At 75.5% G+C, this 23,732-nt stretch carries 17 protein-coding genes; 9 read left to right on the top strand and 8 right to left on the bottom strand.

Translation table 11 applies throughout. The annotated features are described in order from the left end of the window. Window positions 1-26: 26 nt before the first annotated feature. The 4 genes from ACIQUR_RS17615 to ACIQUR_RS17600 all read right to left on the bottom strand — a co-directional run bounded on the left by ACIQUR_RS17615 (window position 27) and on the right by ACIQUR_RS17600 (window position 4,420). Window positions 27-110, bottom strand: a complete 84-nt coding sequence (locus tag ACIQUR_RS17615; RefSeq protein ID WP_399942109.1) for a putative leader peptide — start codon at window positions 108-110, stop codon at window positions 27-29. 456 nt (window positions 111-566) lie between these two features. Further along, window positions 567-1,127, bottom strand: coding sequence for a GNAT family N-acetyltransferase (locus ACIQUR_RS17610; RefSeq protein ID WP_403664955.1), 561 nt, complete (start codon window positions 1,125-1,127; stop codon window positions 567-569). 13 nt (window positions 1,128-1,140) lie between these two features. After that, entirely contained in the window at window positions 1,141-2,433 is a 1,293-nt protein-coding gene (locus tag ACIQUR_RS17605) for a GAF domain-containing protein (protein WP_403664953.1), read from the bottom strand. Between the two features lie 343 nt (window positions 2,434-2,776). Continuing rightward, on the bottom strand, window positions 2,777-4,420 hold the full coding sequence (locus ACIQUR_RS17600) for an acyl-CoA dehydrogenase family protein (protein ID WP_403664951.1): 1,644 nt from the start codon (window positions 4,418-4,420) through the stop codon (window positions 2,777-2,779). Between the two features lie 17 nt (window positions 4,421-4,437). On the opposite strand from ACIQUR_RS17600, the gene ACIQUR_RS17595 reads away from it, so the two are divergent. Next, window positions 4,438-5,571 carry a YihY/virulence factor BrkB family protein gene (locus tag ACIQUR_RS17595; RefSeq protein WP_403664949.1) on the top strand — a complete coding sequence of 378 codons (1,134 nt, stop codon included), beginning with the start codon at window positions 4,438-4,440 and terminating at the stop codon, window positions 5,569-5,571. A gap of 73 nt (window positions 5,572-5,644) precedes the next feature. Next, entirely contained in the window at window positions 5,645-6,367 is a 723-nt protein-coding gene (locus tag ACIQUR_RS17590; RefSeq protein WP_403664947.1) for a helix-turn-helix domain-containing protein, read from the top strand. On the opposite strand, the gene ACIQUR_RS17585 is transcribed toward ACIQUR_RS17590, so the two are convergent. After that, on the bottom strand, window positions 6,310-6,699 hold the full coding sequence (locus ACIQUR_RS17585; RefSeq protein WP_403664945.1) for a VOC family protein: 390 nt from the start codon (window positions 6,697-6,699) through the stop codon (window positions 6,310-6,312). The genes ACIQUR_RS17590 and ACIQUR_RS17585 overlap by 58 nt on opposite strands. Before the next feature lie 342 nt (window positions 6,700-7,041). Between ACIQUR_RS17585 and rsgA the strand changes: the two genes are divergently transcribed. Further along, a complete protein-coding gene (rsgA, locus tag ACIQUR_RS17580; RefSeq protein ID WP_403664942.1) occupies window positions 7,042-8,223 on the top strand; it encodes a ribosome small subunit-dependent GTPase A in 1,182 nt (393 codons plus the stop codon). A 293-nt stretch (window positions 8,224-8,516) separates the two neighbouring features. Beyond that, on the top strand, window positions 8,517-9,200 hold the full coding sequence (locus ACIQUR_RS17575; RefSeq protein WP_403664940.1) for a hypothetical protein: 684 nt from the start codon (window positions 8,517-8,519) through the stop codon (window positions 9,198-9,200). A 13-nt stretch (window positions 9,201-9,213) separates the two neighbouring features. On the opposite strand, the gene ACIQUR_RS17570 is transcribed toward ACIQUR_RS17575, so the two are convergent. Next, a complete protein-coding gene (locus ACIQUR_RS17570; RefSeq protein ID WP_403664938.1) occupies window positions 9,214-10,746 on the bottom strand; it encodes an AMP-binding protein in 1,533 nt (510 codons plus the stop codon). A gap of 604 nt (window positions 10,747-11,350) precedes the next feature. Here ACIQUR_RS17570 and ACIQUR_RS17565 point away from each other — a divergent pair. Further along, the gene (locus ACIQUR_RS17565) at window positions 11,351-12,994 is read left to right on the top strand and encodes a serine/threonine-protein kinase (protein WP_403664936.1); all 1,644 of its coding nucleotides are present in this window, start codon (window positions 11,351-11,353) and stop codon (window positions 12,992-12,994) included. Window positions 12,995-13,040: 46 nt separating this feature from the next. Next, complete coding sequence (locus ACIQUR_RS17560; RefSeq protein WP_403664934.1) at window positions 13,041-13,601, top strand: YciI family protein; 561 nt, start codon at window positions 13,041-13,043, stop codon at window positions 13,599-13,601. A gap of 9 nt (window positions 13,602-13,610) precedes the next feature. On the opposite strand, the gene ACIQUR_RS17555 is transcribed toward ACIQUR_RS17560, so the two are convergent. Both ACIQUR_RS17555 and ACIQUR_RS17550 read right to left on the bottom strand, forming a co-directional pair. Further along, window positions 13,611-14,096: a DUF456 domain-containing protein gene (locus ACIQUR_RS17555; RefSeq protein ID WP_403664932.1), complete on the bottom strand. Its 486-nt coding sequence runs from the start codon at window positions 14,094-14,096 to the stop codon at window positions 13,611-13,613. Between the two features lie 83 nt (window positions 14,097-14,179). Continuing rightward, the gene (locus tag ACIQUR_RS17550; protein WP_403664930.1) at window positions 14,180-15,160 is read right to left on the bottom strand and encodes a helix-turn-helix domain-containing protein; all 981 of its coding nucleotides are present in this window, start codon (window positions 15,158-15,160) and stop codon (window positions 14,180-14,182) included. Window positions 15,161-15,374: 214 nt separating this feature from the next. On the opposite strand from ACIQUR_RS17550, the gene ACIQUR_RS17545 reads away from it, so the two are divergent. The 3 genes from ACIQUR_RS17545 to ACIQUR_RS17535 all read left to right on the top strand — a co-directional run bounded on the left by ACIQUR_RS17545 (window position 15,375) and on the right by ACIQUR_RS17535 (window position 23,726). Next, window positions 15,375-19,136: a S8 family peptidase gene (locus tag ACIQUR_RS17545; protein ID WP_403664928.1), complete on the top strand. Its 3,762-nt coding sequence runs from the start codon at window positions 15,375-15,377 to the stop codon at window positions 19,134-19,136. A 1,694-nt stretch (window positions 19,137-20,830) separates the two neighbouring features. Further along, window positions 20,831-21,793: a hypothetical protein gene (locus ACIQUR_RS17540; RefSeq protein ID WP_403664926.1), complete on the top strand. Its 963-nt coding sequence runs from the start codon at window positions 20,831-20,833 to the stop codon at window positions 21,791-21,793. A 190-nt stretch (window positions 21,794-21,983) separates the two neighbouring features. After that, the gene (locus ACIQUR_RS17535; RefSeq protein WP_403664924.1) at window positions 21,984-23,726 is read left to right on the top strand and encodes a pyruvate dehydrogenase; all 1,743 of its coding nucleotides are present in this window, start codon (window positions 21,984-21,986) and stop codon (window positions 23,724-23,726) included. Window positions 23,727-23,732 lie beyond the last annotated feature (6 nt).

The following is a 23,732-nucleotide window of genomic DNA, read 5'->3' as shown; positions in this document are numbered from 1 at the left end:
GCGAAGTTACGGCGTGGCTGGTTCCGTCAGCGCGCCGGACAGATGGCGCTGGACACGCGGCCGAGGTCGACGTGCCGCCGACTCACCAAGGCAATTCCAGCTCCAGTCATGGCGGAAGCGTGGCATGCGGCGCTTGGAGGAGTCCACTAGTGTCCGCAATTTGGACGCGAGAGTCTCGAAATGCGGGACGCTGTGGCTTGGGTCACGTGCCGGGACGTCTGGGGGAGACGGCCACGAACGGCCCGATCCGGCCGAGCCGGTGCCCGCGGAGTCCGCGAGCACCGCCCCGGCGGCCCGGACGGTCGGGGCCTCTGGACAGCCGGGCGCCCGCGGGTGCCCGGCCGGCCTCCGAGAGGCCGAGCGTACCCGTCCGCCGCGCCGCCCACCGCACGCCCGGCGCCCGCGCAGCGCGGGAGCCCAGGCCGTCGCGGGGCGGGCCGCCGACCCGAGTGGAAGCGCCCGGAGCCCGCCGCGGTGCCGGCCGCCGGGGTCCGTCGGTGTCCGGGCCGCCGGGGAGGGGGCGGGCCCGCGCCGGTCCCGCGGCCCGGACGAACCGCCGGACGGCGCTACGCGCCGGGCCAGGGGCCGGGGGTCGGGGCCTCCGCCTTTTCCTCGGTCTCGGTGCGGAAGAGCCGGAAGCCGCGGCGCTGGTAGTTGTCCATCGCCGTCGGCCCGTCCTGGCTGCACGTGTGCACCCAGACCCGCCGGGTCGGCTCGCGGTCCGGCCAGCGCTCCGCCAGGTCCCACGCGCGGGCCGTGCCGACGGTCAGCAGGTGCCCGCCGATGCGGCGGCCCCGGAAGGCCGGCAGCAGGCCGAAGTACATGATCTCCACCACACCGTCCGGCTGCGGGTCCAGCTCGATGTACCCCGCCGGGGTCCCGCGGTCGTACGCCACCCACGTCTCCACGCCGGGCCGGTCCAGGACCTTCACCCACTCCTCGTAGGTGAGCGAGAGCCGGTCCGTCCAGTGGATGTCCTGGCCGACCGACGCGTACAGGAAGCGGCTGAACTCGGGCGACGGGACCTCGGCCCGCTCGACGCGGATCTCGTCGCCCGGCACGACCGCGGGCCGCAGGTCGTCCGGCGAGGTCTGCTCCAGCGACCAGGTGGTGAGAGTGATGCTCATGCCTGCCAGGGAATCACGGGTGCCCCTCGCGCCCCAAGCGGGTCTTGATCACAGCGGGCGCGGTCGAGTGCGGCAGCAGGCCGAAGGGGTCCTCCGGCATGACCACCTCGACGCCCACCGTCTCCTTGAACCGGTACGGCCGGTGCGCCAGCACCCCCGCCAGGTGTCTCCTGACCCGGGACATCTCGGCACGCACGGTCACCGTCCGCGACGCGTCCCCGAAGATCTCCTCCGCCAGCTCGGCCGCCGTCCACCCCCGCGGGCCCGCGGCGAGCAGGAACAGCAGCTCCGCGTGGCGCGGGCTCAGCTCCAGCGTCCACTCCCCGGCGCTCCCGCCCACCGTGGCCGACCACCGCCGCGGCCGGCTCAGGTCCAGCACCACCCGGGACACCTCCCTGCCAGTACGGGCCTCCTCCACCCGTATCAGCCAGCCGCCCGGCAGCGGCTCCACCGCGCAGTCGCCCAGCGCCGGCAGCCAGGTACGGCCCGGCCCGAAGGACTTCGGCAGCGGCACCCGCTCCGGCGGCGCCATCCCGGTCACCGCGGCCGTCCAGCCCTGCCGGTCCACCGCCAGCGCCCGCCCCGGCAGCCGGGCCAGCAGCGGGGCGGCCACCGCCCGCAGCCCCTCCAGGGACGCCAGGTGCCGCAGCCGCAGCTCGCTCTCCGCCAGCCGGGCCACCGAGGACACCCAGGCCAGCGTCGCCGGGTGCATGGTCGCGAGCGGACCGCTCACGTCGATCACGCCCAGCAGCGAGCCGTCCCGCGGGTCGTGGATCGGCGCCCCGGCGCAGGTCCAGTCGTGGTGGCTGCTCACGAAGTGCTCGGCCGAGAAGACCTGCACCGGCCGCCGGGCCACCAGCGCCGTGCCCACGCCGTTCGTGCCGACCACGCCCTCGTCCCAGTCCGCGCCCACCTCGAAGCCCAGCCGGTCCGCCTTCCGCAGGATCGACGCGTGCCCCTCCCGCCACAGCAGCCGCCCCTCCGCGTCGGCGACCACCATGATGTGCAGCGCCTCGTCGAGCGTGGGCAGCAGCCCCTCCCGCAGCACCGGCAGCACCTGCCGCAGCGGCGACAGCTGCCGCCGCTCCTCGGTCTCGGCCACCGACAGCATCCGGGACCGGGCGTCGCGGTCCGGGTGCACGCCGCCCGCCATCATCCGGCGCCACGACTCGGCGATCTCGGGGCGCGGCGCGGCCGGCGGTCTCCGGCCGGCCAGGGCGGCCGCCCGTACGCCCTTGAGCAGGCGCGCGGCCTGCCCCGCTTCCATGGCGGACAGGCGGGCCAAGTCGACAGCGGTGTTGGTCACCGGATCCTCCCCGTACTGAACCGGACGTGCCCCGGAACCGGACCGGTCACCCCGGGCGTGCCCCTCCCCGGGGCCCCCTCGCGGACGGTTCCGCCACAAAGGTTGCAACGGTATGCAACTCTCGCCAAGTCCCGGTCGGCCGACCGAAACTAACCGCGACGCCGCTCTGCGGCGTTGCAGCTCCTCCTCGGGGCGAACGTGGCGGGGGTGGTGCCGAGTCGGCGCGGTGCCACCCCGGTCCGCGGCCGTACGGGCCGCCGCCACCCTCTCTCCGCCACCCGGCGGACACCCCTCTCCCGGCCACGCGGCCGCCGCTCCGGCCCCCGTGGTCGAGTACGCACCGTCACTCCGCTCCGGCCGGCACCCGCGCCCGCTCCACCAGCGCGGCCAGGTCCAGCGTGGGCGGCAGCGTGCCGAAGCTCGACCCCCAGTCCCCGCCCAGCCGCGAGGCGCAGAACACGTCCGCCACCTCCGGCGGGGCGAACCGCACCAGCAGCGACCCCTGCAGCACCAGCGCCATCCGCTCCACCAGCCGCCGCGCCCGCGCCTCGATGCCCTCCAGGTCGGCCAGCTCCGTCAGCATCCCCTTCACCGCCGCGTCCAGCCGGTGGTCCGCGCCCCGCGCCAGCCCCACCTCCCGCAGGAACGCGTTCAGCGCCATCGGCTCCCGCTGCAACGCCCGCAGCACGTCCAGCGCCTGGACGTTGCCCGCGCCCTCCCAGATCGAGTTCAGCGGCGACTCCCGCAGCAGCCGCGGCAGCCCCGACTCCTCCACGTACCCGTTGCCGCCGAGGCACTCCAGCGCCTCCGCCACCACCGGCGTGCACCGCTTCGTCACCCAGAACTTGGCCACCGGCACCGCCAGCCGCAGGAACGCCCGCTCCGCCTCGGTGTCCGCGTCGTACGCGGCGGCCAGCCGCAGCGCCAGCGTCAGCGCCGCCTCGGACTCCACCGCCAGGTCCGCCAGCACGTTCCGCATCAGCGGCTTGTCGATCAGCCTCCCGCCGAAGGCGCTGCGGTACGCCGTGTGGTGCACGGCCTGGGTGAGCGCCTGCCGCATCACCGCCGCCGCCCCCGTCACGCAGTCCAGCCGGGTCGCCGCGACCATCCCGATGATCGTCCGTACGCCCCGGCCCTCCTCGCCCACCCGGCGCGCCCAGGTCCCGTCGAACTCCACCTCGGCCGAGGCGTTGGACCGGTTGCCCAGCTTCTCCTTGAGCCGCTGGATCGCGAAGGCGTTCCGCGTGCCGTCCGGCAGCACCCGCGGCACCAGGAAGCAGCTCAGCCCGGCCGGAGCCTGCGCCAGCACCAGGAACCCGTCGCTCATCGGCGCGGAGCAGAACCACTTGTGACCGGTCAGCAGGTACTCGCCCGCCGCGTCCAGCGGCCGGGCCTGCGTGGTGTTGGCCCGTACGTCGCTGCCGCCCTGCTTCTCCGTCATCCCCATGCCGAACAGCACCCCGGCCTTCCCGGCCGCCGGGCGCAGCTCGCGCTCGTACAGGTGCGAGGTCAGCAGCGGCTCCCACGCGGCCGCCAGCTCCGGGTCGGTGCGCAGCGCCGGCACCGCCGCGTGCGTCATGGACACCGGGCAGCCGTGCCCCGCCTCGGCCTGCGACCACACGTAGAAGCCGGCCGTCCGCCGCACGTGCCCGCCCGGCCGCCCCCACGCGTCCGTCAGCCCCGCCGCCACCGCTTTGCCCAGCAGCCGGTGCCAGGCCGGGTGGAACTCCACCTCGTCGATCCGGTGCCCGTACCGGTCGTGGGTGCGCAGCCGCGGCGGGTTCTCGTTCGCCTGCGCCGCCCACTCCTGCACCTGGGACGAGCCCGCGGCGCGCCCGAGCGCGCCCAGCTCGGCCTCCGCCTCGGCGAGCGGCTCCGGAGCCAGGTGCCGGGCCACCCCCTCCACCAGGGCCGGGTCCGTGGCGTAGACGTCGTACCCGGCCAGCGGCGGGGCCTGATTGGTGACGGTGTGGGTGGTGGCTGCCATGCCGATACGGTAAGGACGTGCAGCCAGCAAATGAAACACCCGAGCCTCCTCCGGGGCGGCTCCACAGGGCTCGGGTCCTGTACCGCAACGTCTCCAAGCGCAAGATGGCCTGGCTGCTCCTGAAGGACACCGTCAACTCGTGCATCGAGTACCGGATCCTGGGCCTGGCCGCCGAGGCGGCCTTCTTCACCCTGCTCTCCCTGCCACCGCTCTTCCTCGGCCTGCTCGGCCTGCTCGGCTACGTCGACGGCTGGACCAACACCCACACCGTAGCCAGCATCGAGGAGAACCTCCTGGGGGCCGTCGGCACGGTCCTGTCCGACCGGGGCGTCAACGACGTGGCCAAGCCGCTGCTGGACGACGTCACCAGCCGCGGCCGGCCCGACATCATCTCCCTCGGCTTCGCCTTCGCCCTGTGGTCCGGCTCCCGCGCGGTGAACGTCTTCATCGACACGATCACGGTCATGTACGGCCTCGACGGCCGCCGCGGCATCGTCAAGACCCGGCTGCTGGCCTTCCTGCTGTACGTGATCGCCCTGCTGATCGGCGCGGTGGTGCTGCCGCTGATGGTGGTCGGGCCCGACGCGGTGGTCGCGGTCTTCCCGTGGGGCACCGAGCTGATCAGCGTCCTGTACTGGCCCACGGTCACCCTGCTGTCCATCGCCTTCCTGACCACGCTGTACCACGTGTCCGTGCCGGTCCGCTCGCCCTGGATCGAGGACGTGCCGGGGGCCCTGGTGGCGCTGGCCATGTGGGTGCTGGGCAGCTTCCTGCTGCGGATCTACCTGACCAGCACCGTCGAGGGCCCCACCATCTACGGCTCCCTCGCGGCCCCGGTGGCGGTGCTGCTGTGGATCGGCATCTCGGCCTTCGCCGTGCTCGTGGGCGCCGCCGTGAACGCCGCCATCGACCGCGTCTGGCCCTCCGTCGCCACCGCCGCCGCCCGGGAGGCCAACGAGCGGGCCAAGGAGGCGGAGGCCCACCAGCTGGTGGCCCGCGCCGCGGCGTGGCGGGCGCTGGCCGAGGGGGAGTCCGAGGACGACGACGACGGCGGAGACATGCCCTCCGAGTTCCCGGAGCGCTGGTCGAAGTTCCTCCCGCCGGACGACGTCCAGGCCCGGCTGCGCAAGGAGGGCCACCGGCACCACTAGGCCGGGCCCTCCGGGTCGGGCCGGGGGCCGGCGGCCGGGTCCGGGGGCCGGGGTGGCGCGCTAGCGTGGGGGTGTGTACCAGGAACGCGCCTCCCGCGTGCTGCCGGGAGCCGTCGTGTGGCGGGCCGAACGCGGGGACGGGCCCGCCGCGCCCGTCCTGCCGGACGGCTGCATGGACCTGCTGTGGGCCGACGGCCGCCTGTGGGTCGCGGGTACGGACACCCGCCCGCACAGCACCGGGGACGTCACCGCCGCGCGCTTCGCCGGCCTGCGGCTGCCGCCCGGCACCGCCCCCGCCCTGCTCGGCGTACCGGCCCACGCCCTGGTGGACCTGCGCGTACCGCTCGCCGACCTGCTGCCCGGCGTCCGGCTGCGGGACGGGGAGCGCACCGGGCCCGGTGCCGCCCGCGCCCTGGAGGCCCTGGGCGCCCGGCTGGCCGCCGCCGCACCCCCGCCCGACCCCCTGGCGGCCGGGATCGTGGCGCACCTGCGCGCCGGGCACTCGGTGGCCCGTACCGCCGACGCGGTCGGGCTCGGCGCCCGGCAGTTGCACCGCCGCTCCCGCGACGCCTTCGGCTACGGGCCCAAGACGCTGGCCCGGGTGCTCCGGCTGCGCCGCGCGCTGGCCCTGGCCCGCACGGGCATGCCGGCCGCGGAGATCGCGTACGCCGTCGGCTGCGCCGACCAGGCCCACCTGGCCAGGGAGGTCAGGGAGCTGGCCGGGACCACCCTCGCCGCCTACAGCGGGGCGAACAGGGAGACCCCGCAGCCGTCCGGGTCCAGCACCACGGCGTAGCGCTGCCCCCAGAACGCGTCCCAGGGCTTGAGGTGCCCCGGGTGGCCCGCGCCCGTCAGCTCCGCGTACAGCGCGTCGACCTCGGCGGCGGAATCGCAGCGGAAGGCCAGCTCGCGCCGCTGGCCGCCGGTCGGCCGGGTCCAGGACGGGTCGAAGGAACGGACCGTCGCCTCCGTGTCCCAGGCGATCCGCAGCCCGCCCGGCAGCTCCGCCTCGACGTGCGGCTGCGCGTCGGCGTCCGCGGGCAGCGTGAAGCCGAGCCGCCGGTAGAAGGCGAGCGAGGCGGCCATGTCGGAGACGACCAGGCCGATCATGTCGAGTCGTGGAGTCATGGGCCCATCCTGGCCCCGTCCGCCGGCCGGGTCTTGAAGGAATCGGACAGGGTGCGGTGCCCCGGCCCGGCCGGCGGAAAAAGGATTGACGGGTGTGCACGGGGCAGGGTTATGGTTCCGGAGTACCTGAGGGGCGGGGCGCCGCTCGGGTGCCAACAGGACGTACCGACACGTGGATCCGACCAGGAGGTGGACTTTCGATGACTGCCGTCGCGCTGGGCGCTGCCCGCATCCCGAAGCTCGTCGTTCCCACTTCCCTGGTCTCCGGCTGACCTCTTCTTCCTCCGCGCCGCGCCGTCGAGCGCGTGCGCCGCCGGGACCGCCCACCGTGAAGGGTCCCCCTTGTCTTCCTCCGCCTCTCAGGCATCCACCGCTTCCTCTTCGTCTTCTTCTTTCTCTTCGCCCTCCTCGTCCTCTGCCTCTTCCTCCGCTGCGGCCTCCGCCGGGGCCTCCGCAACCCTCGCCCGCTACGGCTGGGACGCGGCCTGGGAGGCCGAGTTCGCGCCGTACGCCGCCGAGGGCCTGCTCGCCGGCCGGGTGGTACGGGTCGACCGCGGCCAGTGCGACCTCGTCACCGCCGACGGCCCGGTCCGCGCCGACACCGCCTTCGTCACCCCGCACGACCCGCTCCGGGTCATCTGCACCGGTGACTGGGCGGCCGTCGAACCCGGCGGCAACCCGCGCTACGTCAAGGCGTACCTGCCGCGCCGGACGGCGTTCGTACGGTCCACCTCCTCCCAGCGCTCCGAGGGGCAGATCCTCGCCGCCAACGTCGACCACGCGGTCATCGCGGTCTCCCTCGCCGTGGAGCTGGACCTCGGCCGCATCGAGCGCTTCCTCGCCCTGGCCTGGGAGTCCGGCGCGCAGCCGCTCGTCGTGCTGACCAAGGCGGACCTCGTACCGGACCCGGTCGCCCTGTCGTACCTGGTCCAGGACGTGGAGACGGCCGCCCCCGGCGTGCAGGTGCTCACGGTCAGCTCGCTGACCGGCGAGGGCATGGACGTGCTCGGCGCGGTCGTGGGCTCCGGCACCAGCGTGCTGCTGGGCATCTCCGGCGCCGGCAAGTCGACCCTGGCCAACGCCCTGCTGGGCGAGCAGGTCATGGACGTACAGGCCACCCGCGAGGTGGACGGCAAGGGCCGGCACACCACCACGACCCGCAACCTCCTGCTGATGCCGGGCGGGGGCGTCCTCATCGACACCCCCGGGCTGCGCGGGGTGGGCCTGTGGGACGCGGAGACCGGCGTCGGCCAGGTCTTCGCCGAGATCGAGGAGCTGGCCGAGGGCTGCCGGTTCCACGACTGCGCCCACGAGAGCGAGCCGGGCTGTGCCGTGCGGGAGGCGCTGGAGTCCGGCGCGCTGCCCGAGCGGCGGCTGGAAAGCTACCGCAAGCTGCTGCGCGAGAACCAGCGGATCGTGGCCAAGACCGACGCCCGCCTGCGGGCGGAGATCCGCCGCGACTGGCGGCTGAAGTCGGCCGCGGGCCGGGCCAATTACGAGGCGAAGCGCGGGGGCCGGATCTGACGCCCGTGGGCGGCTGTCCGTAAGGGGCCGCCCACATCCTGAACGGCCGCATGTGACGTCACAGGCCCTCAGGAGTGCACCCGGGCCGGGTGGATGCGTGGATGCGTGGATGTGTGGATACGGAACGGGTGTATTCCGGTCCCGCACAAGGGCGTTCGCCCGGCCGGGGGATGCGTGGATGCGTGGATGTGTGGATACGGAACGGGTGTATTCCGGTCCCGCACAAGGGCGTTCGCCCGGCCGGGGGAGGATGGGGCGGACCCCACCGACCCGACACCCCCCAGGAGGATCCCGTGGGCAACGCCCTGATCGCGCTGGCCGTCGCGACCGTCGGCGTGCTCGGCACGCTCCTCGCGCCCGTGCTGTCCCAGCGGCTGCTGGCCCGCGCCCAGGCGGAACAGTTCGAACGGCAGCAGCGGACGGCCGAGGACCAGTGGATCCGCGAGCGCCGGGTCGCCGAGCACGACCGGCGGCGCGACAGCTACGTGGCGGCCAACGCGGCGTACCGGCGCTTCCGGATCCAGCTCATGAACCACCTGTGGCTGGTGCACCAGGGCGAGGCCGGGCCGGCGGACCGCCAGGAGCTGGAGGCCGCCCGGCAGGGCCACCACGCTGCGTTCTCCGAGGCCCAGATGACGGCCTCCGACGCGGTGGTGGCGGAGCTGGACGCTCTGACCTCGGCGCTGGCGACGCTGTACGCGCGGACGATGCGGCTGGCGGAGGGCAACCCGGTGCCGGGTGGGTCCTTCCAGGAGATACACGACGCGCTCCAGGACCTCTGGGAACGCGGACTGGCCCTGCGCGGCACGATGCGGGCCGACCTGGGGGTGGGCGCGGGGGCGGACCTGGGCGCCGCGGGGATGCCGGCGGCGGAGGTCCGGGGGGCGGAGGTCCGGGGGGCGGAGGTCCGGGGGGCGGCGCTGCCGCTGAGTGGGGCGGAGCGGGGGGAGGCCGGGGGCGGTACCGGGGGCGTGTAGGCCGCGGCCTGTGTCAGTCGGTGGTCTGGTCCTCGTACGCCGGGTTCCGGCCCGCAGCCGTGCGCCGGCCGGTCACCAGCAGGGCGCCGTCCGGCGTGCGGCGGGCCAGGAACCCGGTGCGGAGCCAGCCGCCGGGGGCGTAGCGGCGGGCGTCGTGTTCCGGTTCCCGGTAGTAGCCCCGGGGGGTGTACGGGCCGCGGGCCAGCAGCTCGCCGGGCTGCCCGTCCGGCACGTCCGCGCCGTCGGCGCCGACCACCCGGACGTCGTCGTCCGGCGACAGCGGCCGGACCCGTTCGTGCGGCTGTGTCTTGTCCGCTTCATCGGGGGTGGGGTTGGGGGTGAGGGCGTGGGCGGGGGCCGGGTCCGCGCTGGGGCCGGAGTCGGGGGCGGGGGCGGAGTTGGGGGTGGGGTTGGGGGCGGGGGCGGGGGTGGGGTTCGAGAGGAGTAGCGGGCCCTCCGTCAGGCCGTACACCCGCTGGACCCGGCAGCGCAGTGCCCGGCCCAGTGCCTCCGCCGTCGCCCCGGACCTGGTCGTGTCCCCGCCGGCCTGGACGAGGCGAAGGCTCCCGGTGGAGTCCGCAGCCGAGGGCAGTGCGTCGAGCCAGCGCCCGGCGGCGTCCGCCGTGAGCGACGTGACGGTGACCCCCTCCCGGGCGACGAGCGGCAGGCACGTGGTGGGCTCCGGGCCGTCGGCCAGGACCACCGTGCCGCCGGCGGACAGGGTGCCGATGACGCCTGGGCCGCCCAGGACGAAGGGGGACCCGTCGGCCGGGACGGCGAGGTAGACGTCGTCCTCGGTGAGCGCGACCAGCTCGGCCGCGGCCCGTGCCTGGTACGCGTAGTCGTCGTGCGTCCGGGGCACCAGCACCGGCTCCCCGGTGACGGCGCCGGCGGGCAGCAGGAACGCCACCTGGTCCGAGCTCTGCACCAGCGCCGGGGCCGGCGGGGCGTCGATGGTGGCGAGCGGGCTGTACTGGCAGCCGGCCGGATCGGTCGTCAGACCGCCGTACGGGGACGAGGCGCCCGGCGCGTCGAGGGTGAACACCCGCCGCAGGAAGGGCCATCGGGCCGCGATGCCGGCGGCGGCCGCGACGGGGTCGAACCCCGGGTGCTCCGCCGGGGCGACGTATCCGACGGCCTGGGTGACCCGCGCGAGCCGGGTGATCCAGGGTGCGCCGTACGAGAGGGGGCAGAGCACGGGGACGAGCCCGGCCCGCATCAGCGCGAACAGGGTGACCACGGCCTCCGGGACGTCCGGCAGTTGGACGAGGACCCGCTGCCCCCGGTGCAGGCCGCGCAGCCGGAAACCGGCGGCCCTGCGCTCCACGCGCCGGTTCAGGTGTGCGTACGTCACGCGCTCGTCGCCGTACACGAGTGCCGTCCGCGGTCCGTACTGCAGGGCCCAGCCGCGCAGCAGGTTGTCCAGTGTGTTGCCGCGCCAGTGCCCGGCCGCCCAGTAGCGGTCGACGAAGGCCGCGGGCCAGGGCGTACAGCCGTCGAGCATCGGTGCCATGTGCTTCCCCCCGTGCCGGTCGATCTTGGTCATCCCACCCGTGGATCCCCGCCGGCCGCAAGGAGCGTTCCCGACCAGCGGCGCGGGCCGCCCTGGGCAGAACGTCCAAGGGGGTGGGGTGGGGTGGCAGGGGTGGGGTGCGAGAGCTTTCGGCTCTCCCGCCGTTCGGAGCTTCGGTGCTGCCGGTCGCGGGGGCTTTGGGGGGTGCAGCTTGCCGAAGCCTGCTTCGGGGGTGGGTCGTGTGGTGTATGGGTCCCCGCGGTGCTTGACCCGTCGTGGCCTGCAGGCCCTGCGGCAGGCCCACCCCTGGGGCTTTGGGGCTTCGCCCTGGCCTTCGGCCACCCCAGGCCCGGGCCTGCCTCCGGACCAGCCTGCCACGACGCCTCAAGCACCTTCCCCACACACCACACGACCCACCAGGGCGGCCAAGGGGAGTGCCGGGTGGAGTGGGCGCGGCCACGCCGGTATCCGCCGGGGGGGGGCTGGCGCGTTTCGTCCTGGACTTCGGCTGCCCCGGGCCCCGTACATCACACGACCCACTGGTCCTGCCGGGGAAGCGGGGGCGGGGTCGTGTGCGCGGTCCTATACTCCCCAACCTGCGCGGCAGACGGTCCGCGACGGGCACGCGGGAGACACAGTGGCGGAGTACCTCGACCTTTCGCTGAGCGCGGGGGTCCTGGCCGTGGCCGGCCCGGCGCTGGCGGTGCGGCTGGCGTCGCTGCCGTTGCTGACGCGGGCCCAGGCGGCGGTGCGCGGGCGGGTGTCGGCCGACGGGCCGTCACCGGGCCTCCTTCCGCTACCCGTCGCCGGCGAGCTGGCCCTGGGTGCGGTCGCGGGGCTGGGGCTCTGGATGTTCCTGGACTCCCACCTTCTCACTGCCTTCGCCCTGTTGCTGGATTCCATCGCCCTCGGGCAGGGCTGGGCCCTGGCCATGGCCTACGGCCTGTCCCTCTCGGCCGCGCGGGTCTTCTTCGTCGCCGCCGGTGTGCCGGTGCTGCTGCTCTGGCTGTTCCTCTGGCACCGCACCCGGCGCAACCTGCTGACCGTCCCCGGGACGCCCCCGGCCCGGACCGTGCCGGCCGCGCAGCTCGCCGTACGGCTGGTGGCGGGCCTGTTCCTGCCGGTCGGTCTGGTGCTGGCGGCCCTGGTCTGCCAGGTGGTCGCCCTGGCGATGAGCCGACGCGCGGGGCGGGCCGGGGCCGCCGGGCCCGTCCCGCGGCAGGCCTCGCCGTACGATCCGCCCCGTCCGTACGCGGGAGCGGCCCCGTACGCGGCGCCCAACCCGTACGTGGAGACCGCGGACCAGGCAGTGCCGCCGCGGGTGGAGCGGGGACAGGTCCCGCCACCGCACGCCCCCGCCGCGGCCACCCCGGCCCCGCCCGCCACCGCCCCGGCCGGGTACCGCGAGCTGCGTCCGCACGAGCCGCAGGCCATCGGCGGCTACCGCCTGCTCGGCCGGATCGGCGCCGGCGGCATGGGCACGGTCTACCTCGCGCGGCGCGAAGGCGCGGCGACCCAGGTCGCGCTGAAGACCCTGAACCCCGAACTCCTGGACCAGGACGACCTGTTGCGCCGCTTCGAGCGGGAGGCCGAGGTGCTGGCCATGGTGCCGGGCGCGTACACGGCCCGGGTGCTGGACTCCGGGGTGGACGCCGGACGGCCGTACCTGGTCATGGAGTTGCTGGACGGCCGGCCCCTCGACGCCCACCTGGCCGAGCAGGGCCCCGTCCGGGCCCCCGAGGCGCTCCGCGCGCTCGCGCTGGCACTCGCCGTGGCCCTCTCGGGGGTGCACCGGCTGGGGCTGGTCCACCGGGACCTGAAGCCGGCCAACATCATGCTGACCAGCGCCGGGCCCCGGCTCCTGGACTTCGGCATCGCGGCCATCGTGGACGGGACGCGGCTGACCCGTACCGGCGGCGGCCCGGGCACGCTGACGTACATGGCGCCCGAGCAGTTCGGCGAGGCCCAGGCGGGTCCGGCCGCGGACGTGTGGGCCTGGGCCTGCTGCGTGGTGTGCGCGGCGCACGGTACGAGCCCCTTCGCGGCGACCAGCACCGGCGCGGTGATCCGCCGCATCGTGGAGACCGGCCCCGAACCGGCGGCGCTGGCGGCCGTCCGGGCCCTGGACCCGGACCTCGCGGCCACCGTGGCCCGGGCCCTGACCCCGGACCCGGCCGCCCGCCCGGCCGACGGTGCGGCGCTGGTCGCGCTCCTGACGCCCGGCCACCCCCTGACGGTCCCGGACCAGATCACCCGGGGCTGGCGCACGCTGCCGCTGTGAGGGGCCCCCGCCAGGAGCCGGCGGCGGGCCCGGGAGAATGGCCGGCATGGAGTTCTTCTGCTACCACCGCGACCGGCCCGGGTCGGCGGCGCTCCGGAGGGAACTGCTGGAGCGGCACTGGTCGTACATGGACGGGTTCCCGGAGATGATCGCCCGGGGCCCGACCTTCGCGCCGGGCGGCGACGTGCCGAGCGGCAGCGTGCACATCGTCGACCTGCCCGGGCCCGCCGCCGCCCGGGCGTTCGCGTTCGACGAGCCCGGCTACCAGGCCGGCGTGTACCGGGACGTCCTGCTGCTCAGGTGGCGCAACGTCCTCGGGCGCACCATGTGGGAGTTCCCCGGCGGCCGGGAGGGCGGTGACCGCTTCCTCGTCCTCGGCCTCGCCGCCGCTCCGGTGCGGGCCTCCGGGGTCGGTGTGGCGCCCGAGGGGTGGGGAGACGACGACCTGATCGCGTACGGGCCGCTGCTGTCCGACGACGGTGACACCTGGCTCGGCACCGCGGCCCTGGTCCGCGCCCCGGACGCGGACGCCGCCCGCCGCCTCCTGCCCGCCGACCGCTACGCGGACGTGGAAGTGCACGAGTGGGAATTCGGCGGCCGCCGCTGACCGGGGCCCCTACACGCCTGCCAGCACCGCACCCAGCCACGCGCCCGTGATCAGCAGGCAGGCGAAGAGCTCCACCAGCACGCTCGTGCCCACCGAGCGCATCACCACCCGGGTCGAGGCGGCGGCCTCGCCGTGGCTGCCCAGGCGCAGGCGCTCGCACAGATAGATCCCGCCGACGAAGCCCGGGACCGCTCCGATCACCGGGACGACGACGAACCCGACGAGCGCCCCGGCGCCCGCGAACACCGCCATCCGGCGGGACGCCCCCGTGCCCCGCAGCCGGCGCGGGGGCAGCTGCCACTTGACCACCTGGATGAACAGCAGCAGTGCCGTCGCGCCGACCAGCAGCACCCAGGCGACCCCGGTCTGCTCGTGCAGGGACCACCACAGCAGCCCGGCCCAGACCAGCCACGTGCCCGGTACGCCGGGGACCAGCACCCCGAAAAGGCCGAGCAGCAGCACCAGGCCCACCAGAACCTGCTGCGGCCCGTCCATTTCCCCAGCCTGCCGGACGTACCGCCCCCCGGCCACCGCTGACCGTCCCGGCCCGCCCCGCACGACAGCGGCGCCCTCACCCCCTAGCGCGCCACCCAGCCCCGCTCGTACGCGTGCCACCCCAACTGCAGCCGCGTCGTGACCCCCGTGATCTCCATCAGTCCCTTGACCCGCCGCTGCACCGTCCGCAGTCCCAGCTCCAGGTGCTTGGCCACGCTCGCGTCCGTCATCCCCGACAGCAGCAGCGACAGGATCTGCAGGTCCGTCGTGTCCGGTACCGTCTCGCCCTCCGCCACCGTGCCCGTCGTACCCAGCCGCAGCGGCAGCGCCTCCCGCCAGACCGCCTCGAAGAGGCCCATGAGGGACTCCAGCAGCCCGCTCGCGTGCACCACCAGCGCCGCCGGCTCCGCCGAGCCGCGCCCCGTCAGCGGGACCATCGCCAGGTTCCGGTCCGCGACCACCAGCTTGGTCGGCACCCGCCCCGTCACCCGGATCTGCTCACCGCGCTCCAGCGCCGAGGTCGCCTCAGCCAGCCCGGCCGGCAGGGCGAGGACGTCCCGCTCCAGCACCACCCGGTACTCGACACCGCGTACGGCGGCCTGCTCCTCGGCCTCGTTGTCCGCCCCGCTGACCACCTGCGGCTGCCCGGTGACCAGGGCGCAGACCTCCTCCACCGCCCCCAGCTGGAGCTGCACGAAGCGGTGCGCGACCGCGCTCGCCCCGGTCACCACCTCCACCAGGTCGTGCACCGCCGGCTCCGTCGCCTCGGCCCGGTACTCCTCCGCCAGCAGCGCCGCCGCCAGCTCGGCCTGCTCCAGCTCGTGCCGCTGCTGCGTCAGCAGCGCCCCCAGCGCCACCCCCGGCGGCGCCGCCACCCAGCGGCCCGGCCGCGCCGACGACTGGGCCGCCAGCCCGTGCCGCTCCAGATGGCGCAGCGCCCGCTCCGTCTGCGGCACGCCCAGCGTCAGCCGGTGTGCAAGATCCGGTATCTCCGCTGCCCCCAGCGCGACCAGCGCGCGATAAGCGGACTCCTGGGCCTCGTCGAGCCCTATCGCACCCAACACGCGAAACCACCCCTCCTCCGACCGGTTTCCGGCCGCGGTCGACGGCGGGAAACAGCCACGGCGCAAACCCGCCGAGAACATCATCACCGCATCGCCCGCCACTCTGCCAAGGTGACGCCACCGCAGCACCAACATCCGCTGGTCATACGCCCCTTGCCGGGCCCCCTTTGGGCCCCTCTGCGCGCGATGGCCGGAAATCCACCCTGGGAGAGCGATGCGCCCGATATCGCGTACGGCGTGGGGAGCGGCGACAGCCGTCGTCCTCGCCGTCACCGCGGTCGCCCCGTCCACGGCACAGACCGGAAGCGGAACGTCCGGAAAGCGTCCCCTCGTCGGCAGCGAGGCTGCCGCCCGGCAGCAGCGCGGCCCGGTGACCGTCACCCTCGTCACCGGCGACCGCGTCCTCGTGAGCACCGACGCCGCGGGCCGGACCGCCGCCACGGCGCTGCCCGGCGAGGACGGGACCCCGCCCCTCGTCCAGACCCGCCGGTCCGGCGACGACCTGTACGTCTACCCGGAGGGCGCCGTCGCCGCCCTCGCCGCCGGCACGGTCGACGAGCAGCTCTTCAACGTCACCGGCCTGATCCGCCAGGGCTACGACGACGCCCATGCCAAGGCACTGCCCCTGATCGCCGTGTACGACGGCTCTGTCGACGTCGCCCGCAGCGCCCCCGTCGCCCCGCGCGGCGCCGAGCGCACCCTGGTCCTCGACTCCGTCGGCGGCGTCGCGCTGACCGCGGACAAGCAGCGGGCCGCGCAGTTCTGGGCCGACCTCACCACCCCCCGGTCCCGCTCGGTCCGGGGGCTGAAGAAGCTCTGGCTCGACGGCAAGGTCAAGGCGAACCTGGAACGCTCCACCCGGCAGGTCAACGCCACCGCCGCCTGGGCCGCCGGCTACGACGGCAAGGGCACCCGCGTCGCCGTCCTCGACACCGGTGCCGACACCGCCCACCCCGACCTCAAGGGCCGGGTCACCGCCTCGGAGAACTTCACCGACTCCGACACCGCGGACGACCGCCAGGGCCACGGCACCCACACCATCTCCACCGTCGGCGGCTCCGGCGCGGCCTCCGGCGGCACCAGGAAGGGCGTCGCCCCCGGCGCCGAACTCCTCAATGGCAAGGTCCTCAACGACGGCGGCTACGGCCTCGACTCGTGGATCATCGCCGGCATGGAGTGGGCCGTCGCCCAGCAGGCCGACGTCGTCTCCATGAGCCTGGGCGACCCCTCCCAGAGGGACTGCACCGACCCCCTCGCGGCCGCCGCCGAGGAGCTGTCCCGCACCTCCGGCGCCCTCTTCGTCATCGCCGCCGGCAACGAGGGCCCCGGCCCCAACACCGTCTCCTCGCCCGGCTGCGCACCCAGCGCGCTGACCGTCGGCGCCGTCGACCGCGACGACTCCACCGCGTACTTCTCCAGCCGCGGCCCGGCCGGCCTCGCCCACACCCTCAAGCCCGAGATCGCCGCCCCCGGCGTCGGCATCTCGGCCGCCGCGGCCGGCGGCCGCGGGGTGTACGCGTACCAGTCCATGTCCGGTACGTCGATGGCCACCCCGCACGTCGCGGGCGCCGCCGCCATCGTCAAGCAGCGCCACCCCGACTGGACCGGCGCGCAGATCAAGGCCGCCCTCACCGGTTCCGCGACCCCGAAGGTCCCCGGCGACGCCCGCGAGACCGGCGCCGGACGCCTCGACGTCCTCGCCGCCGTCCGCACCACGGTCACCAGCGCCCCCGCCGTCCAGGGCGGCAGCTTCAACTGGCCCCAGGACCGCAGCGACCGGACCACCGTCCAGGTCCCGTACACCAACCACGGCACCGCCCCGGTCACCCTGAGCCTGGCCGTCCGGCAGGTCACCGGCCACGACGGCTCCGCGGTCCGCAGCACCGTCGCCCGCCTGGGCCGCACCACCGTCACCGTGCCGGCCGGCGCCACCGTCAGGGTCCCGCTGGCCCTCGACCCCGCCGCCCGGCTGACCCGCGCCCAGTACGGCGACGTCACCGGCCGGATCGTGGCCACGGCCAAGGGCGTCAGCGTCTCGACCCCGTTCTCCCTGTACGTGCAGCCGGAGACCGTCACCCTGCGCGTGAAGCTGGTCGACCGGGCCGGGAAGCCCGCCGGGGGACCGTCCTCCCTCGACGTCATCGGCACCGACGACGCCAGCGGCGAGCGCCGCTTCAACGACGGCGCCGCCGACCAGGTCTACCGGGTGCGCCCGGGCGCGTACTTCCTCTCCGCCTTCGTCGGCACCCCCGACCGGGAGGAGGGCGCGACGCTGATCGACTCCCTCACCTACCTCGGCCGCCCGCAGGTCGAGGTCCGCAGGGACACCACGGTCGTCCTCGACGCCCGCAAGGCCGCCCGGCTGCGCATCGCCGCCGACCGGCCGACCGAGGTCCGCGGCGCCACCCTCGCCTTCGCCCGCTCCTGGGACGACGTGTGGCTGCACGCCGGCACCGCCGGGGGCGGCCGCGCCATCCGCGGCTACTACGCCTCCGTCGAAGGCCGCGCCACCGACGGCGCGTTCGAGTTCGGCAGCTACTGGCGGGCCGCCGCCCCGCTGGTCACCGAACTCAGGGCGGTCGGCGGACCGGTGCTGCACCCCAACACCGCGAGCACCGGCAGCGACAACCTCGACGGCACCGGCAGCGCCCGCCTGGTCGACGCCGGCACCGGCACCCCCGGGGAACTGGCCGCCGCCGGCGTCAAGGGCGCCGTCGCGCTGGTCCGCTCCGAGGACGGCTCGCTGTACGAGGCCGCGCAGGCCGCCAGGGCCGCCGGCGCCGTCGCCCTGCTCGCCCACCGCACGGCCCCCGGCCGCTGGTACGGCTTCACCGGCTACACCGGCGGCGCCCTGCCCGCCCTGAGCATCGACTCCACCGAGGCCGCGGCCCTGCTCGCGAAGCTGAAGGCCGGACCCGTCACGCTGGCGTGGAAGGCCACCGCGAAGAGCCCGTACCTCTACAACCTGGCCTTCCCGGAGACCGGCACCGTCCGCGGCGACCGCACCTACCGGGTGCGCGACCGCGAGCTGGGCCGGGTGGAGGCCGCGTACCACTCCATGGGGGTGGCGGCCGACTACGTCGACACCACCGCCGCGTACCGGCCGAGCGGCGGCGCCGTCTACTTCGGCGGCATCGAGACGGTCGCCGTACCGGGGAAGCGCACCGAGTTCTACACCGCCGGGGACACCGCCTGGGACCACCTGGTCGCCAGCAGCTTCCCCTGGGGGGAGTTCATGACGGACCAGCAGCGCACGTACCGGGCCGGCGCCAGTCGGTCCGAGAGCTGGTACGACGGCGTCGTCGGCCCGGTTGCCCCGCGCGGCACCGACGGCCGGGAGGTGCTCGCGGCCGAGCGCCAGGGCAACCTGATCGGCTTCGCCTCCGCCATGTGGGGCGACTCCGGGCACTACGCCCAGCCGGGCGGCTTCGGCGACATCGGCAACCTCCGGCTGGAGCGGAACGGCGAGGTCGTCGGCGACAGCGGCTACCCGTTCGGGGTCTTCGAGGTACCGGCCGCGGAGGGCCGGTACGAGCTGACCCAGAGCGTGGAGAAGTGGGGTCCCCCGGCCCGCGTCTGGCAGCGGTCCACCGCGATCCGGACCACCTGGGGCTTCACCTCGAAGCTCGACGGGTCCGTGTACTCGCAGGGGCTGGGCATCCTCTTCCCCCGGATCGCGCTGCCCGGCGCGGACGGGCTGAAGACCCTGCCGGCGGCGAACGGCCAGACGGTACGGCTCTCCGCGGCCGGCCACGCCGGGTACGCGCCCGGCGCGCTGACCGCCGCGAAGCTCGCGTACTCGTACGACGGCGAGCACTGGACCGAGGCCACCGTGCGCCGTGACGGCGCCGCGTGGACCGCGGTCGTGGACCACGCGGGGGCCTCCGGCAAGCCGGTGTCCCTGCGGGTGGAGCTCACGGACGCCAAGGGCAGCACCGTGAGCCAGACCGTGGCGCGGGCGTACGACGTGCGCTAGCCGCGGCCGTTGAGACGGGTCCGCCGGGCGACCTTCCCGTGGGGGGTGGGGCCGCCCGGCGGACCTCCGCGTTTTCGGGCAGGGGTTCGATCATTCGCTCGTAGGTGTGGTGTCCGCCGGGGTTCGCGAGGTTTTCGCCCGCCCCGGGCGGCGAACATAAGGGCATGAACCAGCAGGGGGACGCGGACGACTGGTGGCAGAACCTGTACGAGGACTTCCCGCCCGACGACGACCGGGCCGCACGCGGCCCCGAGGACACCCTGGACGCCCACTTCACCTCGGCCTCCCTGGTGACCGCCCCGGTACCGCCGGCCCCCGACACGCGCCGGCCGCCGTCGCCCGGCCGGGCACCCGGAAGACCGGAAGCCGGTGCGGCAACCGACGACACCCCCGTGCCCGGCGGCCCGGCACGACCACCGGCGGGCGCCGTCCCAACACCCGCGGTCCCCGGGGCGGGTGAGGTGCGCGGACCCGGCGGCCCGGCGGTCGGCGAGGCCCCGCGCGGTCCCGTCGCCTTCCCCGGACCGGACGTCCCCGGACCCCGCAGGAGCACGGCCGCCGCGGACGCGTCCGACCCCCTCGCGCCCCCCGGGCCGTCGGCGCCGGGTACGGGGCCGGCACCGGGCGCCCCTGGCGGCCGGGCCGACGGACGCCCGTGGACGGGGGACGACCCGGAGTCCGGGGCCCTGCCGACGCGCCCGCGCGCCCCCTGGGAACCACCTCCCACCCTCCCGGACTTCAGCGCCGGCACCACCGGCCGGGGCGGGTGGGGAAGCGGTCCGGGCCCACGAGCCGAAGACCGGGCACCAGACGGCCGCGACCCCGCCCCGCGGACCACCGGCCCGGCCGGACGAGCCGACGCCCCGACCCCGCAGACCGCCGACGACCGCGGCCCTGACACCGGCCCCACCGGCCGGCACTCCGACCCGCAAGCCCCGGGCACCGCCCCCTTCGGCCGGGACGTCGACCCGTACGCGTCGGGCGGCGACCGCTCCGGCCGGGACGCCGATTCGCGTGGGTCGGGTGCTGACGGTTCGGGCCGGGACGCCGCTGCTCGGGCGGCGGGTGGTCAGGGCTCGGCTCGCGATGCCGGCTCTCCTGCGCCGGGTGGTGGCCGCTTCGGCCGGGACGCCGACTCTCGCGGGTCGGGTGCTGACGGTTCCGGCCGGGATGGCGTGCCCCGTGCGGCGGACAGCGACGCCGGCGGGCGGAACGGCCGGCACGGCGCCGGGGAGACGGGGGCCGACGGCCTGCCCGCCCACTCCGGCCCGGCTCCGGGCGTCCCGCCCGTGCCACCGCCGCCCCCGGCCCCCGGGAGCGCGGACACCGGGCTGCCGTGGCCCGGTTACCCGGACGCGCCGCCGCCTCCGCCCGCCCCCCTGCCGCGGGAGTGCTCCGAGCCCGACCCCCGGTACGGGCCCCGCGCACCCGGCACCGGTACCCCCGAACCCACCCCGCCGCACCCCGCCGCCGGGGCGGGACGCGGGAGTTCCGGCGCGCAGCCGCCGGACGGGCCCGGGGCATCGGCCGGCGCCGGCCCCGGCGCCCCCGCGCACCCGGCCCCGGGGAACGGGAGCTCCGCCGGACCGTCGCCCGCCCGGGACACGGCGGGAACCCCCGGCACGGGGCCCGACCCCCGGGCCGTCGCACCGGACGGGGACGCGCCGCAGGCACCCCGCGGCGGGGCCGGTCCCGTGGGCGGGGACACCGTGCGGGGCAGCGGTGCGGCGCCCGGGCTGCCCGGGCAGCGGACCGGGCCCCCGGAGGAGCTGCCCACGCTGCCCCCGCCCCCGGCGGAGCCGCGCCCGGCGGAGCCGCGCCCGCACCCCGGGCGCCCCGCCGTCCGGTACCTCGGCGACCGGCCGCCCACCTACGAGGGCGAGCCCGGCGCCCTGCCGGTCGCGGACCCGGCCGAGCCGGCCGACCTCGTGCCCGACACCGTCCTCGAAGGCGCCCGGTACGGCCGGTACACCCTCCGCGCCGCCTCCGTACGCGGCGACTCCGCCCGCTACCGCGGCGAGGCCCGCCGGGACTTCCTGCTCACCGCCCGCTTCGGCCGCGGCGACGACGCCCTGCTCCTGGTCGCCCTGGCCGGCGGCGACCGCGCCACCACCGGCGCCCCGCAGGCCGACGCCGAACTCTGCCGGTGGATCGCCGGCGCCGTCGGCCGCAGCCAGGAGCGGCTGGGCGCCGACATCCGGGCCGGCCGCCGCGACGACCTCCGCTCCGGCCTCCAGCGCCTGACCGACCGCGGCTACGGCCGGCTGCGCGCCCTCGGCCACCCCGAGCCCACCGGGCTCCGCTGCATGCTGCTCCCCATCGACCCCGAGTGCCGCACCCGGGTGGTGTTCGGCGCGGGAGAGGGCGGCCTGTTCCGGCTCCGCGGCGGCGTCTGGGAGGACCTGGAACCCGCCAGGCCCGACCAGCCCTTCCGGTTCCGTGCCTCCGTCGGCGAGACCGGCGACACCCTCCTCGTCTGCACCGGCGGCCTCGCCGACCCGATGCGCGACGAGCCCCTGCTGCCCGAGGCCCTGGCCGGCCGCTGGGGCCCGGGCTCCGGCGGCGCGCCGGGCCTGGCGGCCTTCCTCGCCGACTCGCAGCTCAGGGTCAAGGGCTACGCCGACGACCGCACCGCCGCCGCCCTCTGGGAGAGCTGACACGAAGGACAGGTCCGAGTACGGGAGACGGAACGAGGCCGGGAGACGGGAACGAGCAGGGGACCGGGACGAGGGCGGGGACGGAGCAACCCGACAGGCGTGACCCGCCCGCGCGTGGGTTGATGGGAGGCGTGCCGCCGCCCCGCGGCCGCACGGGCACCGACGCCGGACCGGAAGGGCACCCCCTGTCATGGCCAAGCAGAACGTGGCGGAACAGTTCGTCGACATCCTCGCCCGCGCCGGCGTCCGGCGCCTGTACGGGGTGGTCGGTGACAGCCTCAACCCGGTGGTCGACGCCATCCGCCGCACCGGCGGCATCGAGTGGATCCAGGTCAGGCACGAGGAGACCGCCGCCTTCGCGGCCGGCGCCGAGGCCCAGGTCACCGGCAGGCTCGCGGCCTGCGCCGGCTCCTGCGGCCCCGGCAACCTGCACCTGATCAACGGCCTCTACGACGCGCACCGCTCCATGGCCCCGGTGCTCGCCCTCGCCTCCCACATCCCCTCCAGCGAGATCGGCCTCGGCTACTTCCAGGAGACCCACCCGGACCAGCTGTTCCGCGAGTGCAGCCACTACAGCGAACTGATCTCCAACCCCCGGCAGATGCCCCGCCTGCTCCAGACCGCCATCCAGCACGCCATCGGCCGCAGCGGCGTCAGCGTGGTCGCCCTGCCCGGCGACATCGCCTCCCAGCCCGCCCCCGACCGGCCGGTCGAACACGCCCTGGTCACCGCCCGCCCCTCGGTACGCCCCGGCGACGGCGAGATCGAGAAGCTGGCCCGGATGGTCGACGAGGCCGACCGGGTCACCCTCTTCTGCGGCAGCGGCACCGCCGGAGCGCACGCCGAGGTGATGGAGTTCGCCGAGCGGGTCAAGGCGCCGGTGGGCCACGCGCTGCGCGGCAAGGAATGGATCCAGTACGACAACCCGTACGACGTCGGCATGAGCGGCCTGCTCGGCTACGGCGCCGCCTACGAGGCCACCCACGAGTGCGACCTGCTGGTCCTGCTGGGCACGGACTTCCCGTACAACGCCTTCCTGCCCGACGACGTCAAGATCGTCCAGGTGGACGTCAGGCCCGAGCACCTCGGCCGCCGCTCCAAGCTCGACCTCGCCGTCTGGGGCGACGTCCGCGAGACCCTGCGCTCCCTCACCCCGCGGGTGCGCGCCAAGACCGACCGGCGCTTCCTCGACAAGATGCTCAAGAAGCACGCCGACGCGCTCGAGGGGGTCGTGAAGGCGTACACCCGCAAGGTGGAGAAGCACACCCCCATCCACCCCGAGTACGTCGCGTCCGTCCTGGACGAACTGGCCGCGGACGACGCGGTGTTCACCGTGGACACGGGAATGTGCAACGTGTGGGCGGCGCGCTATCTTTCCCCCAACGGCCGCCGCCGCATCATCGGTTCCTTCAGTCACGGCTCCATGGCGAACGCCCTGCCCCAGGCGATCGGCGCCCAGTTCACCGACCGCGGCCGGCAGGTGATCTCGATGTCGGGCGACGGCGGGTTCTCCATGCTGATGGGAGATTTCCTCACGCTGGTGCAGTACGACCTGCCCGTCAAAGTGGTCCTGTTCAACAACTCCTCCCTGGGCATGGTCGAGCTCGAAATGCTCGTAGCCGGACTGCCTTCGTACGGAACCACGAACCGCAATCCGGACTTCGCCGGCATCGCCCGCGCCGCCGGGGCGTACGGCGTCCGGGTGGAGAAGCCCAAGCAGCTGGCGGGTGCCCTCAGGGACGCCCTGAAGCACAGGGGACCTGCACTGGTGGACGTGGTGACCGACCCCAACGCCCTGTCCATCCCGCCGAAGATCAAGGCGGAGATGGTCACCGGCTTCGCGCTGTCCGCCAGCAAGATCGTGCTCGACGGCGGTGTCGGGAGGATGCTCCAGATGGCCCGCTCCAACCTCCGGAACGTGCCCAGGCCATAGCCCACC

The sequence above is a fragment of the Streptomyces sp. NPDC101132 genome (genome assembly GCF_044759225.1).
Taxonomy (GTDB): domain Bacteria; phylum Actinomycetota; class Actinomycetes; order Streptomycetales; family Streptomycetaceae; genus Streptomyces.
Note: the sequence above shows the minus strand (reverse complement) of the source record. Positions and strands in the feature narration are given on the sequence as shown.